Here is a 15,388-nt window from a genome sequence, read left to right as displayed (position 1 = left end):
GCTATAGGAGGATCCCCGATGAGTCAGTTATCTATTTTATTTGTTTGTGGTGCCGGTCTTGGTAGTAGTTTTGCTGCCCAAATGGCAACTGAAGATGTACTAAAAGCTAAAGGTATTGATGCCAAGTTAGATCATACGGATATTTCTTCTGCCGCGTCGATGAATGTCGACATTATTATTACCGCAGAAAATTTTCGTTCGCAATTTGCTAAATTTAATATTAGTGACCACACCTCGATTGTATACCTAAAAAATATCGTTTCGAAGTCGGAAATTGATGAAAAATTAAGTCCGGTCTTGCAAGAGAAAGGATTGCTTTAATTAGCAAAAAGGAGAGCATTATGAACGTAATTAACTTCATTATTGATAATATTCTAACTCAAGCATCTATCACAATTAGTTTAATTGCTATGCTTGGTCTTATTCTACAAAAAAAATCGGTAGGGCAAACCATATCAGGAACACTAAAAACCCTACTTGGTTTTCAAGTGCTCAATGCCGGATCAAGTATTATTGTTGGTAGTTTGAGTTATTTTGGTCAAATTTTTACAGCTGGCTTTGATATGCAAGGCATTATTCCTTCCATTGAGGCAATCAATGGTCAAGCCATGAATCAATTAGGTTTGGGTAGAGATATTGCCTTAACCTTTTTAATGATATTTATTTTTAATATTTTAATTGCCCGTTTTACGCGTTTTAAATATATCTTTTTAACTGGTCAGGCTATTCTTTGGATGGCAACCATGACAACCGTATTCGGTAGTTTTGCAGGTCTTTCAGGTGTGAGCTTGATTTTAGTCGGTGGTGTTATTGGTGCACTTTTTGCCGTCTTTATGCCAGCGATTGCCCAACCTATTATTCGTAAAGTTACTGGTTCGAATGATATCGCACTTGGGCATTTTTGTACTATTGGTTATCTGTTCGAAGCGGGTGTTGCTTATGTTGTTGGTGAGAAAGGGGAAAATAAACGCTCAATTGAAGATATAAAATTACCAAAATCGTTTGAGTTTTTACAAGATACCTATTTATCAGTTATGGTGGTAATGCTGCCTTTATATATTATCACCGTGCTTTTTGCGGGTGAAGAATATGCTTCGACACTATCTGGCGGTCAAAACTATATCATTTATGCATTTACTCAAGCAATCATATTTGTAGTTGGTATTTATGTGTTATTAGCCGGAGTTAGGTTATTACTGGGTGAAATCGTGCCAGCTTTTAGAGGGATCGCCATGAAGATTGTTCCTAATGCAATACCTGCGCTTGATTGTCCAGTGTTTTTCCCCTATAGCCCTAATGCTGTTATTCTTGGTTTTATTACGACCACTATTGGTACGGTAATTGCGATGTTAACTTTACCTTTCTTTGGCCTTGCGATGATTCTTCCTGGCATGCTAACTAACTTTTTTGCTGGTGGTACCGCGGGGATCTTTGGTAATGCCGTAGGTGGACGTCGTGGCGCTTTAATTGGTGGAATAGCTCATGGCATATTTATCACTTTATTACCCGCGCTGTTAGTCACTATCTTTAATCAAATGGGATTTGTTAATGCCACAGCGACTGATGTGGATACCGTTACGGTGGCCTTGCTTTATGCTTGGATTTTGAGCCCATTATTGAAGAATTTTTAATTAAGAGGTGACCATGTTTAACTTTTTTAAAAAGAATAAACCATCTGTTCAAATAGAACCATCAACTTTAAGAGAGCTTACAGCTGATGAGATTGCTCAAATTGAACATCAGATTAATGAACTCAAACAACAGCTTACCTATACCGATGATGTTCAATTATTGGCCAGTTGTAATGAACAAATAGGAATACTGTATAACCAGTTAAGGCGTGTTGATTTGGCTATGGAGTATTTAGAAACCAGCATGCAACAAAAGAGATCAATTGGTGAAGGATATAAAATCCTAATGAGTTTGTATAACCATAAACGTGCAGAGGCAGCAAAATCAGGATCAATTACCGATATCGACTTTTGGATGAATAAAATGGATGAAATGCGCAATATTGCCAAATTAGCTACAATTCAACGAAATTAAAGGAAAAAGTTATGTACACTACACTTAAAGCGGTAACCGAATTAGCGACTAAACTTAATTTTACTGTTGGCGCATTTAACACACATAATTTAGAAATGCTACCCGACATGCTTCGAGCAGCGAAAGAGGTTGGCGCACCGATTATTATCCAGACAAGTGTTGATACCGCTCGTTATATTGGTTTTAAAGTCTTGGTCAATACCATAAAAGCCATCGCTGATGAAGAAATTGTCGATGCGGTTTTGCACCTCGATCATGCTAAAAATTTTGATGATATCAAACAGGCGATTGATAGTGGGTTTACCTCGGTAATGTTTGATGGTTCATCTTTACCGTTTAAAGAGAATATACTAAAAACTCGAGCTGTGGTTGAATATGCCCATGCTCGAGGTGTGTCGGTAGAAGGCGAGCTTGGCACTATTGGTGGCACCGAAGAGGGCATTCACGTTGAAGTTAACGATAAAGTTTACACTAGACCTAGTGATGCTTTGGCCTTTGTACAGGCCACGGGAATTGATGCTTTAGCGGTAGCAATCGGGACTAATCACGGTCAGTTTAAATCGAAAACTGAAGTCAATATTCCGTTACTTAAAGAGATTCATGCAATGGTTGATATTCCATTAGTTATTCACGGTGGTACCGGTGTGAAGGAGGAAGATTACCCTGAGCTGATTAACAACGGCATTCGTAAATTCAATGTCGGTACTGAGTTGTTAGTTAATTGGACACAAGTTGCTAAAGATCAGTTTGCTCAAACTGAAGTTAATAAGTCGCTAAGGCATAATGTGATTCCTGCTAATCAAGCAGTTAAAGATATTGTCAAACATAAAATGAGTTTGTTTCTCAATGTTAATCAACGTATTAACTAAGGTAATCTTATATGCCCAAATATCTGATCTTACTTGCTGGTTGTCCTTGTACCGGAAAAACATATTTGATCCATCTATTGCAGCAACAATTCACCAACAGTTTGCTGTTGACGCCCGATGAAGCAAAGGAGTTGTATGCCGACTCCGTTGGGTTTAATTCACTTGCTGAGAAAAATGTCTTAGAACAAAAAGTTTGGCATTTTTATTACGGGGTGTTGCAGTGGTATATGGATGCTGGCAAGAAGATCATTATTTCGGAATATCCATTTAGCGATAAGCAAAAAAATCAGTTAAACGATTTTGCTAATCGCTACCATTATCAGGTAATAACCATTCGCTTGGTGGCTAATTTTGATATTCTTTGGCAACGCCGATATAAGCGTGATCGCTCTTTAGAACGTCATTTATCGCATATTATGACCCACTATCATTATGGTGACGAATTAGCTGATCGTAATCTTGCCGATGATTTGATAACCAAAGAAAAGTTTTATCAAATTTGCCATGATAGACAATATGATAAATTTGCATTAGGGACATTGTTTGAAATGAATGTAGATGATTTTAGTAAAGTAAATTATGCTGATTTATTGAATAAATTGAAAAAGATTATCACCTAATGAAATATAGAGGACGAATTACCTTTAGCCTTTAAGCATAAATTATTTCTGGCAATTTAATATCCCAAGGTTGATTATCAATCTTGGCCAATTTTTGGCAGGCAAATGCGAGCCCAATCGGTAAGATTTGCTGCTTTTGGTAATTGGCTAATGCTCGGTCATAATAGCCTCCACCCATCCCCATGCGATAACCGCGCTCGTCAAAAGCCACCAGTGGGGTAAAGACAATATCAAGTTGCTCTATCGTTATGCTACTGGTTTCATTGATTGCTGGTTCTAAAATGCCGAATTTATTTTTTATCAATGGTGTATTCGGCGAGTAATTTAAAAAGAGTAGTTGCTGTTCAGCTATCGGTACCGGTAAATAGACCGATTTGTTTTGTTGCCATAGATATTCAATAATCGGTTTAGTATCGACTTCTCCATCAAATGACAAAAAAATAGCGATGTTTTTAGCTTGATTTAAAGCTAGATGAGTTTCAATTTTTTGATAAATAATTTGCTGCGCATCACTGCGTTGTTGTGGAGATAATTCACGTCTTTTTTGACGTATCGCTTGCCGAATATTCATTAGTTATCGATTGAAAAAGAAAAGTAAAGAAGCACTCCAAGATGTCGTTAGGGTCGTAACCCTTGAACCCAAGGTTCAAGGTGAGTTGCATGTTTTAATTTTTAGGTTTCCTAAATAAATTAGGCATACACACCAATTAAAAATCATACCACTCTAAATTAAAGAATATCGGCTCAGGGGACTAACCCTTATCCCGAGCATCTCAGAGATAATTAATATAATACAAAATTTAGAAAATCATACAATAGTCTTTGTTGAATATTTACGTTTAAGCTAACTAATTGTTGGTATTTAAAGCGGAATCAAGTAACTGCTGTAGCATTTTTAATCTATTAGCGAACTCGTCGCTTTTTTCTTTCTCTTTCGTTAGTTCATAAGATATATTTAGCGCAGCAGTCATGATTAGTTGATCACTACCAACTTGTGGTGATTTTTCTCGTAAATTTGTTAAGCGTGCATCTAAATCTTTAGCCGCATTTGTGAGTGCGTCAACTTCTTCGACAGGGCAATTAAACTTTAACGTTCGCCCAAAAATCTGAACCGTGACAGCTTGAGTTTCCATATTTAACCTATAGTTTTATAAATGTATTAATTTTGTCGATTATATGTTTGGCGTTTAATCCAACTTCATCACGCATTTCTTGTTGCGATCCTTGTGGAATAAACACATCAGGCAATCCGATGTTTAAAATATCACATTTTATTTTTTTCGATAACAAAAATTCATTGACGGCGCTTCCAGCCCCACCTTTGATACTGTTCTCCTCAATGGTGACAAGTATATTATGGCTTTGACTAATGTGCAAAAGGACTTTTTCATCTAGTGGTTTTACAAAACGCATATCTATCACTGTAGCATTTATTTGATCAGCTGCTTGTAAAGCTTCAGGTAATAATGTGCCAAAATTGAGTAAAGCAATATTTTCACCTTCTCGACAGTATTTCGATTGTCCCAATGGTATTGGAGAGAGTGGTTGTAAGCTAGCACCACATCCTTCACCACGAGGATAACGTACCGCTGATGGGCCATTATGTAAATAACCTGTATAAAGCATTTGTCGACATTCGTTTTCATCACTCGGAGTCATAATAATAAGATTAGGAATACAGCGTAGAAAACTTAAATCGAAAGCGCCTTGATGGGTTTCACCATCAGCACCAACAATACCTGCTCTATCTATAGCTAACAGGACAGGTAAATTTTGGATAGCAATATCATGGATCACTTGATCATATGCACGTTGCAAAAAAGTAGAATAGATAGCTACTACCGGTTTTAATTCACTAATAGCAAAGCCAGCGGCTAACGTTACCGCATGTTGCTCGGCAATGGCCACATCGAAAAATTGATTGGGATAGCGTTTTGCAAATTCAGTCATACCAGAGCCTTCGCCCATGGCAGGAGTAATTGCCATTAAACGTTTATCATTTTCGGCCATTTCACACAGCCAATCACCGAATATCTTGGAATAGGTTGGGGCAATTTTATTGGCCTTAGGTAATACCCCTTCATTCGGATTAAATTTTGGTACACCATGCCATAAGGTTGGGTTTTGTTCGGCAGGCGCATAACCTTTACCTTTTTGGGTGATAACATGTAGTAATTGTGGCCCTTTCAGTTGTCTAACTTTTTGTAGGGTGGCAACTAATGTTCCAACATCATGTCCATCAACTGGACCAATATAGTTAAAGCCTAATTCTTCAAATAAAATAGCGGGGGTAACCAGACCTTTAAGATGCTCTTCAGTTTTTTTGAATAATTCTTTTAATGGCGGAATATTCGAAAGGACTTTTTTACCACTTTCACGAAAAGAGGTATAAGCTTTACTTGATAAAATTTGCGCTAAATGCTGATTAAGTGCGCCGGTGTTTTCAGAAATCGACATATCGTTATCATTAACAATGACTAACATATCAGGTTTTATATGACCTGCGTGATTCATTGCTTCAAATGCCATACCAGCGGTTAATGCACCATCACCAATAATTGCTGCTACTTTTTGTCCTGATTGCTTTTGTTGTTCAGCAATAGCAATACCTAGCGCAGCACTAATAGATGTTGATGAATGGCCAGTAGTTAACACATCGAATGCACTTTCCTGACGATGAGGAAAAGGGTGCAATCCACCTTTTTGGCGAATGGTTAGCATCTGATCACGTCGACCAGTAAGGATTTTATGCGGATAAGCTTGATGTCCTACATCCCATATAATTTTATCAAATGGTGTGTTATAGACGTAATGTAAAGCGACGGTTAATTCGACTACACCTAAACCTGAAGCTAAATGACCACTAGATTGACTAACACTATCTAATAAAAATTGTCGTAATTCCTGACAAATCTCTGGCAATTGTGATAGCGGATAACGTTTAAGATCCGTGGGAAAATTGATTTGCTTTAATAAAGGAAATTTATCTAAATTCATTTTTATCATCTAGTTATTAGGTTAACTATTTCGATTAATAATAAAACCAGCAAGATCTTGTAATGGTTGGCTATTATAAGGTATTTGCCGCAGACTATCGATAGCTTGCCGATATAATGTGTTTGTCATTTCAATTGCATTTTGTAAGCCAACTAATGCCGGATAAGTACTTTTTTCAAGTGCAATATCTGAACCCTGTGGTTTGCCCATTAGTTCTTGTTCACCAATAACATCTAAAATGTCATCTTGAATTTGAAATGCTAATCCAATAGCTTGAGCATAGTCATCTAAGATTTGATAATAGGGTTTGGCTACCTCACCACTAGCATAAGCTCCAAGCCTAACTGCTGCTTGAATTAAAGCACCGGTTTTATAATTATGGATATTTTGTAAATGTTCAAGGGTTACCTTTTGATGTTCTGCTTGCAAATCAAGTGATTGACCTAAGCACATACCTGTAAGTCCACTGGCGTTAGCGAGTTCGCTAATCATATTAATTTTACTTTGGTTATCAATATGTTGATTTTCGCATAATAAACTGAAAGCTAGCGATTGTAAGGCATCGCCAGCAAGAATGGCTTCTGCTTGACCGAATTGAATATGACAAGTAGGTTTTCCCCGCCTGAGGTTGTCATTATCCATGGCAGGTAGATCATCATGAATTAAAGAATAAGTATGCATTGATTCGATAGCAGCTGCAATAGGATCAAGTTTATCTAAAGGACAATTAAACATCTGCCCAGTTAGATAAACTAGAATAGGGCGGATTCGTTTGCCTCCGGCAAGCAGACTATAGCTCATCGCCTGTTGCAAGTTTGAAGGGGCAAATTGCGAAATATATGTTGTTAAATAATTATCAATACGTTCTTGTAATGGTTTTGTGCTATTCATTATTATCAATTGAAAATTCAGATAATTGAGCATCACTATTTTCAGATAACAAAATTTGGATGCGTTGTTCAGCCTCATTAAGTTGTTTTTGACCAGAACGGGCTAATTTGATGCCTTTTTCAAACTCATTTAAAGCTTCATCTAATGGTAAATCACCATTTTCAAGTTGAGTGACAATTGCTTCAAGTTGTTGGATAGTTTCTTCAAAACTTGCTTCTTTATCTTGTTTTTTTGCCATATCGTCCCCCTTTGTGTTAAATGAGTATACACGTATTTTTTCTGATGGTGAATTAAGATATTTAAGTTAAATTATTACATTAATTAAAACATCATTAACCAATGAGTTGCGATTAGTTTTATTGAGTATCGTGGCAAGATGGATAATCTTCTTGTTCACGTTCAAGTTCATCAACTGATAGTTGGGCTATATCAGGATTGATCGGTTTTTTAACTTCAATTCCTAATTCTCTGAATCGTTCTATTTGACCAATAACATTACCTCGTCCTTTAGATAGTTTGTTCATTGAATTTTGATAGGTCTGTTGTGCTTTATCTAAACAGTTACCTAGGTTTTCCATATCCTCAATAAAACCGCGAACTTTATCATATAGTTTACTTGCTCTATCAGCAATAAGTTCGGCATTACGATTTTGGTATTCAAATCGCCATAAATTATGAATAGTTCTTAACGCTACCAATAAGGTTGTTGGACTAACAATCATAATATTATTTTTTAAAGCATCATTAATTAATGACGGATCTTGATCAATTGCTGACAAAAATGCTGGTTCAACTGGAATAAACATTAATACATAATCTAATGAATTGATACCAATTAGTTTGTGATAATCTTTTTGGCTAAGCTGTTTTAGATGATTACGTACTGAAGCTAAATGATCGGCAATAGCCTTAGTTCTAATATCATCATCATCGCTGTTAAAATAACGTTCATAGGCAACTAAAGTAACTTTTGAATCAATGACAACATCACCGCCTTGAGGTAAATGAACAATTACATCTGGTTGTAATCGTTGATTATTTTCATTGGTTAAATTAACCTGAGTGTGATACTCATGTCCTAAGCGGAGTCCTGAGTTATCCAAAATTTGACTAAGAATGAACTCTCCCCAATTACCTTGAGTTTTATTATTGCCTTTTAGTGCATTAGTTAAATTAGTGGCTTCCTTAGTCATTAATTCATTAAGCTGTTGCAAATTGCGGATTTCATGGGTGAGAGTATGACGCTCTTTGGCTTCTTGTCCAAAGCTGTCTTGAACCTGCTTTTGAAAGCCTTCTAGTTGTTGTTTTAGTGGTGAAAGTAGAAAATCTAAACTTTGTTTATTTTGCTGCTCAATCTTTTTGCCACTTTGCTCAAAAATTCGATTAGCCAAATTTTCGAACTGAGTTGTTAAACGTTGCTCACTTTGTTCTAGAATGGTTTGCCGTTGGTGAGCGGCATTCATCGTCTCTTCTAAACGTGTTTGCAATTCGCTAATTTTAATATTTTGGGCGATATTTTGTTGTTGGTATTGATTTAACTCTTGTTCCAACTGTGTTATTTGATTATTTAAAACCTGATTTTCTTGTTTTTTCTGATTCAGTTGTAAATCAAATAAGGCATGTAGATTATTAGCTCTAAATTGAGTTTTTAATAAAGCGATTAATAAAGCAATGGCGATAATAGCAATTATTATCGCTATCCATTCACTTAAGTCTAAACTTCCAAACATGATCAAGCCCTTGCAAAAGTGAATGAAATGACATCATCTAAATTCATGGCATCAAGTGCTAACATAATTAAGCGGTCAAGTCCTACGGCAACACCGGCACAATCAGGCAAACCTGCTTCCATAGCCGCAATTAACTCAATATCAATATTTTGTGGTGGTAAGTTTTGATTTGCCCGATCAATATTATTTTGTTCAAAACGCATCTTTTGTTCTTGTGGATTGGTTAACTCTTTAAATCCATTAGCTAGTTCTATCCCTTTATAATAAAACTCAAAACGGCTGGCGACTCGATGGTCTTCTGGACTGATCGCTGCTAATGCTGCTTGAGATGCTGGAAAATTATATACTGCAACGGGCTTTTCTTGACCAATATGAGGTTCGACGCCAAAACTAAATAAGCATTGTAATAAAGTGTCTCGATCAAAATCATCAGTATTAAGCTCGATATTAAGCTTTTTAATCGCATCAATTAGGCTTGCTTGATCAGCTTCCAATGGGTCAATATTTAGATGACGTTGAAATGCTTTTTGATAGGAGATACGCTCGGCTGGTTCGCAATCTAGAACGTTTTGTAATAGATCGTCTACCTCATTAATCATTTGCATCATATCAAATTGGATACGATACCACTCAAGCATAGTAAATTCAGGGTTATGATAGCGACTCACTTCTTCATGATTACGAAAACATTTACAGATTTGATAAATAGGGCCACTGCCAGCCGCTAATAAACGCTTCATATGATATTCAGGGCTGGTGATTAATGACATTTTCTGCCCTTGTTGTTCATTGGTTTCACCAGGTTTTAAAAATAAGGTATGAAATGAGCTAAGATGCACATCTGTTACTGCATATTGGCTTAAGGTTGGCGTCTCGACTTCTAATATACAGCGATCAGCGAAAAACTGTCTTACTTGAGATACAATTTTAGCGCGCTTAAGTAAATTATTAATTGATGCAGTAGGTTGCCAAGTCATAAAAAATATCCATGGATTTTGATTAATTACTAAAAGAAGACATAGGGCATTAAGCCCTATCTCTTATTGCTGGCGTTCATTTTGCCATAATGAGAACAAATTGTCGTATTTTTCTTGTTGATGCCAGATGTGACAATGAAGTGCAGAAAGAATAATAGGGTCTTCTAAAATTGCTAATTGTTGTTCTTTACTGATTTTTTCTAAATCCACTTGCTGATAGTGCTCAATCAGTTGTTGGCGCAATTGCTGATTTTTTGTATTAGGTAAATGACGAGAAGTCGATAATGCACAGGCTAATGCATTATAAATAGGATCGACAAGTGCCATAACAAAGCCATGTTCCATAAAAGCAGCTTCGGTTTGCGTTAAATAGTCACCAGTGAGTTTTACTGCACGTGAAGGGTGGGTTTCTTCAGGAGTTAAAAATAACCCTGCTTGTTTAGCTTTCATACCAATACTAGATAATCCAGAAACGCGAATTACCAGTGGTGAAATAGTTAATGGGATTAAAATTGCGATATACCAATAGGTAAATTGTGGATTTAACCAAATAATCACGCATAACCACACAATCCCTAATAATGATAAAGGCCAACAAAAATAGAATGATTCCCCCCAAGTTAAGGCATCATCACTTCGTGATGGTGACTTCCATTGAATTTTGCTACCAAGCCATGCTTTAACAACGAATTTGCTATGGAAGATCATACGGATTGGTGCAAGGATCATTGACCACACCATTTCAATAAGAATTGATAAGGTTAGTTTAAATATCCCGCCTACATCTTTTGCCCCTGTTCTGGCTATAATAATTCCGTAGCTAAATAATTTAGGTGCAAACAACAATACCATCGTAGTTGAAAGTAGTTGAATAGCTAATTGTTCATCCCACCTTGGCCAGGTTGGGTAAAATTGGTTGGGTTGGAAAAAATATTGTGGTTCAGAAATATTGAACACTAATAATAATAGTGTGGAGAAAATTAAAAATATCAACCACAATAATGATGAAATATAAGCCATACCACTGGTTAAAAACATAACTCGGTGGGTTAAAGTAATGCCACTTTTGAATATTAAGCGAAGATTGATCAGATTACCCATACACCAACGATTATCTCGTTTGAGATCTTCTATCATGTTTCCTGGTAACTCTTCATAACTACCATTCATATCATACGCAATCCATACGCCATAACCAGCTCGGCGCATTAAAGTTGCTTCAACCAGATCATGCGATAAGATATGAATCGGGCCTTTACGTTTTTGCAATGGTGATAAAATACAGTGTTCAATAAAGGGTTTGAGGCGAATCATAGCATTGTGACCCCAATATTGGGCTTCACTTAGTTGCCAGAAGTGAGTGCCAGAGCAAAAAATATCGCTATAAATCTGATTGGCAAATTGTTGAATACGGCCGTATAAGGTTGTCATTCTGACCGATTTTGGTGGTGATTGTAATATACCTGCTGTCGGATTCATTTCCATCATGGCAACCATTTTTAAGATACAATCGCCAGTCATAATACTATCAGCATCAAGAATCATCATGTACTCATATTGATGTCCCCAGCGACGACAAAAGTCATCAATATTACCGCTTTTACGTTTCACACGACGTTTACGATGACGATAGAAAATATTACAACCATTATCTGCTTTTTTAGCATTAAAATCAGCCCAAGCCTTTAATTCATTAACATACAAATCAGGATCGTTTGTGTCGCTAAGAATATAAAAATCACAACATTGAGCATGTCCCGTTTCAACCAGCGATTCATAGGTAGCTTCAAGTCCTGCGAATACTCGTGAAACATCTTCATTACAAATAGGCATGACTAATGCCGTACGATGTTTTGCGTCAATATGGGATGCAGGATCGTTAGGAATAGCAATGGTATAACGGTCTTTTTTTATCACCGCTAAAATAAGGCCCATGATACTGGTCCAAAAACCGATTGAAATCCAACAAAATAATATAGCAAAGAGACCAATAATAAAACCTTGTATGATATAAGGGATGATACTATAGATAGCCAGTTCCGGATTGATTTCCCAATTTGCCATAAAACTAATCTTTTGCCAGCTTTGATACGGCAAAAGTGATGATAAATAAGTCGTACCATAGTAAGTTTGCACGGCAATAAGCGCAAACATAATTAAACGACGAATAAGTGCGATAATATTTACACGTGGTTTTGATTTAGCTGTATAGTGTTCATCCCAAATTTGTGGTTGTACTGATACACGTTCAACTTTGGGATAACTAGGTTGTTGTTGTCTTGTTTCATTAAAATATTCAGTATTGCCGACTTGATTCAATCGATATTTTAAGAATTCGACATCATTGACAAGTGAGTTATTGTTTTCCGATTTCTGACGCCAAATTTCGGCGTCAGGTAGATTTTCGAAGTAATCTTTTTTCATATTATTGGCTGATTTTTATAATTATTGAGCAGGATATTGCCCGCTCCAAGTTTCGGACAATACTTCACCCGTTTGAGAAGCGAGCTGAACTCGCAAATCGGTTGCTTTTTTGTTATCTTCAACATTAAACCGTATAATAACACGCCAACCTTTAGTCACCGAATTGTATTGAGTGTCGCAACTAACAATTGATCCGTTATTAATACTTGAAATAACTTTAACAGGCTTTTTGTCTGATAACTGAGGACCAGTAAAATCAATAACATAAGCATTAGAACCATCAAGTTTACGAATTAAATTAGCTTGTTTGATATCACCTAGCGATAAACGTGTACTTTCAGCTCTAGCGACGTTAGCTGGATAGCGATTTTGTTCGTTTAGTGTGTAGTGTAATCGATATTTAAAAGTAAGTTGATCTCCACTTTTGTATTGTTTTTCCGGAACCCAGAAGGAAACAATATTATCATTGGTTTCATCTGCAGTTGGAATTTCGACAAGTTCAACTCGTCCTTTTTGCCAATCATTTAAGATTTCAACCCAAACACTTGGTCTTAGTTCGTAATGGTCATCTAAATCTTGATAATCATCAAAACCTTTATCTCGTTGGATTAGGCCAAAGCCTTTCGGATTTTCTAAACTATATGATGAAAACGATAAACGTTTTGGATTGTTTAAAGGGCGCCAAATCCACTCATTGTTATTGGCCAAAATAGATAACCCGTTTGAGTCATGCATTGCTGGACGATAATTAAGTAGTGGTGAAGGTTGATTTGGACCATATAAGAACATACTAGTTAATGGCGCAATACCTAATTTTTTAACTGAATCACGGAAAAATACTTTAGCTTCTACAGTGACTGTTGTATCAATACTTGGTACTAAAGTAATTTTATAAGCACCTGTCACACTTTGAGAGTCGAGTAATGCATAAATGACTAAATGCTTTTGGTTTGGGTCTGGACGTTCAATCCAATATTCTTTAAATCGAGGAAATTCCTCTCCTGACATTTCACCTGTATCGATGGCAAGCCCCCTTGCAGAAAGGCCATAACGTTGATCTTTACCAACGGCACGGAAGTAACTACCACCAAGCGCGGTAAATATTTCATCATCGGTTTTCGTTGGTTTATTAATTGGATAATGAACTTTAAAACCGGCAAAACCAAGATTTTTGGTGTTTAAATTATCTAAATTGAGTTTGCTCAAGTCAAAATAATCTGGATTGTATTTTATTTCATTAACTTGATTATTGACAATTTCGTTAATTTTAACCGGCGTGTCGAAATACATACCTTCATGATAAAACTCAAGTTTAAAACGACTCTTACGATCATTCCAATAAGCTTTATCATGTTTAAAAGAAATTTTTTGATAATCAGCAAATTGTAGTGAAGATAGCTCACTAGGAATATTTTTAGATGGTTGGACATAAGACTTTTTTGATAATTTTTCTGCTTTTGCCACTACATCATTAAAAGTAAAAGCCCATGAAGAAAAACTCAAACAAGATATCGATGCTATGCATAACATCTTACAAGTTAATGTTTTACTAAATCGACTAATAGGTAATAAATTGTACATAAAAAAGACTCACTTAAGTATTATCTAAAAATATTAATGTAATTGATAATATTGTCTTTAGGACTACTTAAACAATTTTCAAGATAATCGGTTTTCATTTCGTCAAGAATACTTGGATTTTCATCAATTAAAAAATGTGAGTAATTATCTTTGAGAATTTTAGTTTGTAATGCAGCCAAATCTTGTTCTGACATTCTAAATAATGGTTGATAGCGATTAGTTATATTTTCTGTATCTTTGCTGTAAACTGCTGCAACAAAATCTGCTGACCATTGACAGTAATTGTTTAGATTATTGTCGGTTGGATTAATTTTCTTTAACTCAATTTTATGTTCGGCTTGATTTTCTTCAATCACTTTTTTGAGTTGAATATCATATTTTAACTTATAAAATTCGTTAAGATAAAAATTTAACACACAGGAAGATTCGTTACTGTCATCTTTACAGTCTAAAATACCGTGTTTTTTTATATAACTGTCAAACTGTTTATCGCCAACTAATTGAAGTAATTGATTTTTGGCATTAGATACAAACGGATTATTTTGTTCTGTTTGTTCTTGTAATATTGCTAACGAATCGACTTCAATATTTTTGCCATTATTTTTTGTTTTAGACATATTGTTTTTTACACAGCCTGTGGCAAGAATAAAGACAATGGCACATGTAAGGATATTACTTATTTTCATATATCAAATTCCATGAACATATTCTTGAGTTGAAAATTCAGGTTGAGCAACTTAACACTTTCTAGTGAAGTCGTAACGCGAAATTATATACTCTTATTCTTTTAAAAACACTAGATGATTACATTAATTTAGTAAAAAACGCACTAAATATTCTTTTGCTGATTTTGTTTAATGTCGGCACATTTTTTTTATATCAACAGTAAATTGTGAATCATCGGTTAAAGCTGGCTTAAATTTTCCTTTTGCTTTTAAAAAAGCAATAAGCTGCTCGGCATTCATATCGGAGTTAGAACAGGTATGAAATCTAGCTTCGGTACCAAACTTTTCATTGATAGCATTAAGTAAAGATGATTCGGTATAATCGTTTCCATCCATCATCTGTAGTACTTCATGACCGTGAATTGATATCATTTCCCTCTCCTAGATTGTTTTTTATCTCGCGCTAATTATTATTTTTAAGCGGTGAAAGATAGCAGATATTTTTAATAAAAAAAAGAGGTTAAATATTAAAAATATCATTAATTGTATTTAGATTAACCCTGATTATTATCAGGGCTAAATAATTAG

16 protein-coding genes and 1 other RNA gene are annotated in these 15,388 nt (G+C 35.6%); 5 read left to right on the top strand and 12 right to left on the bottom strand.

The genetic code is table 11. The annotated features are described in order from the left end of the window. Nucleotides 1-18: 18 nt before the first annotated feature. From H3U97_RS06865 to H3U97_RS06845, 5 genes are read left to right on the top strand one after another with little or no spacing between them, the layout of a single operon-like run. The gene (locus tag H3U97_RS06865; protein ID WP_034882681.1) at nt 19-321 is read left to right on the top strand and encodes a PTS sugar transporter subunit IIB; all 303 of its coding nucleotides are present in this window, start codon (nt 19-21) and stop codon (nt 319-321) included. Between the two features lie 20 nt (nt 322-341). Then, the gene (locus tag H3U97_RS06860) at nt 342-1,631 is read left to right on the top strand and encodes a PTS sugar transporter subunit IIC (RefSeq protein WP_086320981.1); all 1,290 of its coding nucleotides are present in this window, start codon (nt 342-344) and stop codon (nt 1,629-1,631) included. A gap of 13 nt (nt 1,632-1,644) precedes the next feature. Further along, entirely contained in the window at nt 1,645-2,046 is a 402-nt protein-coding gene (locus H3U97_RS06855; RefSeq protein ID WP_198198582.1) for a hypothetical protein, read from the top strand. Nucleotides 2,047-2,057: 11 nt separating this feature from the next. Further along, nucleotides 2,058-2,915 (top strand): class II fructose-bisphosphate aldolase, encoded by an 858-nt coding sequence (locus H3U97_RS06850; RefSeq protein ID WP_065578474.1) that lies wholly within the window; start codon nt 2,058-2,060, stop codon nt 2,913-2,915. 11 nt (nt 2,916-2,926) lie between these two features. Continuing rightward, nucleotides 2,927-3,535: a zeta toxin family protein gene (locus tag H3U97_RS06845; RefSeq protein ID WP_110453670.1), complete on the top strand. Its 609-nt coding sequence runs from the start codon at nt 2,927-2,929 to the stop codon at nt 3,533-3,535. Nucleotides 3,536-3,566: 31 nt separating this feature from the next. Here the strand turns inward: H3U97_RS06845 and H3U97_RS06840 are convergent, their stop codons facing one another. The 12 genes from H3U97_RS06840 to H3U97_RS06785 form a co-directional block, all read right to left on the bottom strand. Next, nucleotides 3,567-4,106: a 5-formyltetrahydrofolate cyclo-ligase gene (locus H3U97_RS06840; protein WP_198198581.1), complete on the bottom strand. Its 540-nt coding sequence runs from the start codon at nt 4,104-4,106 to the stop codon at nt 3,567-3,569. A 29-nt stretch (nt 4,107-4,135) separates the two neighbouring features. After that, a non-coding RNA gene (gene ssrS / locus H3U97_RS06835) (6S RNA) lies at nt 4,136-4,318 on the bottom strand. 65 nt (nt 4,319-4,383) lie between these two features. Then, nucleotides 4,384-4,668, bottom strand: a complete 285-nt coding sequence (zapA, locus tag H3U97_RS06830; RefSeq protein WP_034903801.1) for a cell division protein ZapA — start codon at nt 4,666-4,668, stop codon at nt 4,384-4,386. Between the two features lie 7 nt (nt 4,669-4,675). Continuing rightward, nucleotides 4,676-6,541 carry a 1-deoxy-D-xylulose-5-phosphate synthase gene (gene dxs, locus H3U97_RS06825; RefSeq protein WP_370545678.1) on the bottom strand — a complete coding sequence of 622 codons (1,866 nt, stop codon included), beginning with the start codon at nt 6,539-6,541 and terminating at the stop codon, nt 4,676-4,678. A 12-nt stretch (nt 6,542-6,553) separates the two neighbouring features. Beyond that, complete coding sequence (gene ispA, locus H3U97_RS06820; protein WP_370531059.1) at nt 6,554-7,426, bottom strand: (2E,6E)-farnesyl diphosphate synthase; 873 nt, start codon at nt 7,424-7,426, stop codon at nt 6,554-6,556. Then, on the bottom strand, nt 7,416-7,661 hold the full coding sequence (gene xseB, locus H3U97_RS06815; RefSeq protein WP_065578470.1) for an exodeoxyribonuclease VII small subunit: 246 nt from the start codon (nt 7,659-7,661) through the stop codon (nt 7,416-7,418). The genes ispA and xseB overlap by 11 nt, the downstream gene beginning before the upstream one ends. A gap of 118 nt (nt 7,662-7,779) precedes the next feature. Beyond that, nucleotides 7,780-9,153: a DNA recombination protein RmuC gene (gene rmuC, locus H3U97_RS06810; protein ID WP_065650968.1), complete on the bottom strand. Its 1,374-nt coding sequence runs from the start codon at nt 9,151-9,153 to the stop codon at nt 7,780-7,782. Between the two features lie 2 nt (nt 9,154-9,155). Beyond that, nucleotides 9,156-10,130: an elongation factor P--(R)-beta-lysine ligase gene (gene epmA / locus H3U97_RS06805; protein ID WP_198198580.1), complete on the bottom strand. Its 975-nt coding sequence runs from the start codon at nt 10,128-10,130 to the stop codon at nt 9,156-9,158. A 63-nt stretch (nt 10,131-10,193) separates the two neighbouring features. Next, nucleotides 10,194-12,554 (bottom strand): glucans biosynthesis glucosyltransferase MdoH, encoded by a 2,361-nt coding sequence (gene mdoH, locus H3U97_RS06800; RefSeq protein ID WP_110453666.1) that lies wholly within the window; start codon nt 12,552-12,554, stop codon nt 10,194-10,196. Between the two features lie 21 nt (nt 12,555-12,575). Beyond that, nucleotides 12,576-14,084 (bottom strand): glucan biosynthesis protein G, encoded by a 1,509-nt coding sequence (locus H3U97_RS06795; RefSeq protein WP_065578513.1) that lies wholly within the window; start codon nt 14,082-14,084, stop codon nt 12,576-12,578. Nucleotides 14,085-14,155: 71 nt separating this feature from the next. Next, complete coding sequence (locus H3U97_RS06790) at nt 14,156-14,821, bottom strand: hypothetical protein (RefSeq protein ID WP_086320990.1); 666 nt, start codon at nt 14,819-14,821, stop codon at nt 14,156-14,158. 168 nt (nt 14,822-14,989) lie between these two features. After that, nucleotides 14,990-15,232 (bottom strand): YecH family metal-binding protein, encoded by a 243-nt coding sequence (locus tag H3U97_RS06785; protein ID WP_065578465.1) that lies wholly within the window; start codon nt 15,230-15,232, stop codon nt 14,990-14,992. Nucleotides 15,233-15,388: the final 156 nt, after the last annotated feature.

Source organism: Gilliamella sp. W8128 (genome assembly GCF_016100545.1).
GTDB classification, from domain to species: domain Bacteria; phylum Pseudomonadota; class Gammaproteobacteria; order Enterobacterales; family Orbaceae; genus Gilliamella; species Gilliamella apis.
This window is presented reverse-complemented; position numbering and strand designations above follow the sequence as displayed.

What these genes read in the sequence shown, in the direction of transcription:
- H3U97_RS06865 (WP_034882681.1), top strand. Translation starts at nt 19, where the DNA reads ATGAGTCAGTTATCTATTTTATTTGTTTGTGGTGCCGGTCTTGGTAGT.
- H3U97_RS06860 (WP_086320981.1), top strand. Translation starts at nt 342, where the DNA reads ATGAACGTAATTAACTTCATTATTGATAATATTCTAACTCAAGCATCT.
- H3U97_RS06855 (WP_198198582.1), top strand. Translation starts at nt 1,645, where the DNA reads ATGTTTAACTTTTTTAAAAAGAATAAACCATCTGTTCAAATAGAACCA.
- H3U97_RS06850 (WP_065578474.1), top strand. Translation starts at nt 2,058, where the DNA reads ATGTACACTACACTTAAAGCGGTAACCGAATTAGCGACTAAACTTAAT.
- H3U97_RS06845 (WP_110453670.1), top strand. Translation starts at nt 2,927, where the DNA reads ATGCCCAAATATCTGATCTTACTTGCTGGTTGTCCTTGTACCGGAAAA.
- H3U97_RS06840 (WP_198198581.1), bottom strand. Translation starts at nt 4,106, where the DNA reads ATGAATATTCGGCAAGCGATACGTCAAAAAAGACGTGAATTATCTCCA.
- zapA (WP_034903801.1), bottom strand. Translation starts at nt 4,668, where the DNA reads ATGGAAACTCAAGCTGTCACGGTTCAGATTTTTGGGCGAACGTTAAAG.
- dxs (WP_370545678.1), bottom strand. Translation starts at nt 6,541, where the DNA reads ATGATAAAAATGAATTTAGATAAATTTCCTTTATTAAAGCAAATCAAT.
- xseB (WP_065578470.1), bottom strand. Translation starts at nt 7,661, where the DNA reads ATGGCAAAAAAACAAGATAAAGAAGCAAGTTTTGAAGAAACTATCCAA.
- rmuC (WP_065650968.1), bottom strand. Translation starts at nt 9,153, where the DNA reads ATGTTTGGAAGTTTAGACTTAAGTGAATGGATAGCGATAATAATTGCT.
- epmA (WP_198198580.1), bottom strand. Translation starts at nt 10,130, where the DNA reads ATGACTTGGCAACCTACTGCATCAATTAATAATTTACTTAAGCGCGCT.
- mdoH (WP_110453666.1), bottom strand. Translation starts at nt 12,554, where the DNA reads ATGAAAAAAGATTACTTCGAAAATCTACCTGACGCCGAAATTTGGCGT.
- H3U97_RS06795 (WP_065578513.1), bottom strand. Translation starts at nt 14,084, where the DNA reads ATGTTATGCATAGCATCGATATCTTGTTTGAGTTTTTCTTCATGGGCT.
- H3U97_RS06790 (WP_086320990.1), bottom strand. Translation starts at nt 14,821, where the DNA reads ATGAAAATAAGTAATATCCTTACATGTGCCATTGTCTTTATTCTTGCC.
- H3U97_RS06785 (WP_065578465.1), bottom strand. Translation starts at nt 15,232, where the DNA reads ATGATATCAATTCACGGTCATGAAGTACTACAGATGATGGATGGAAAC.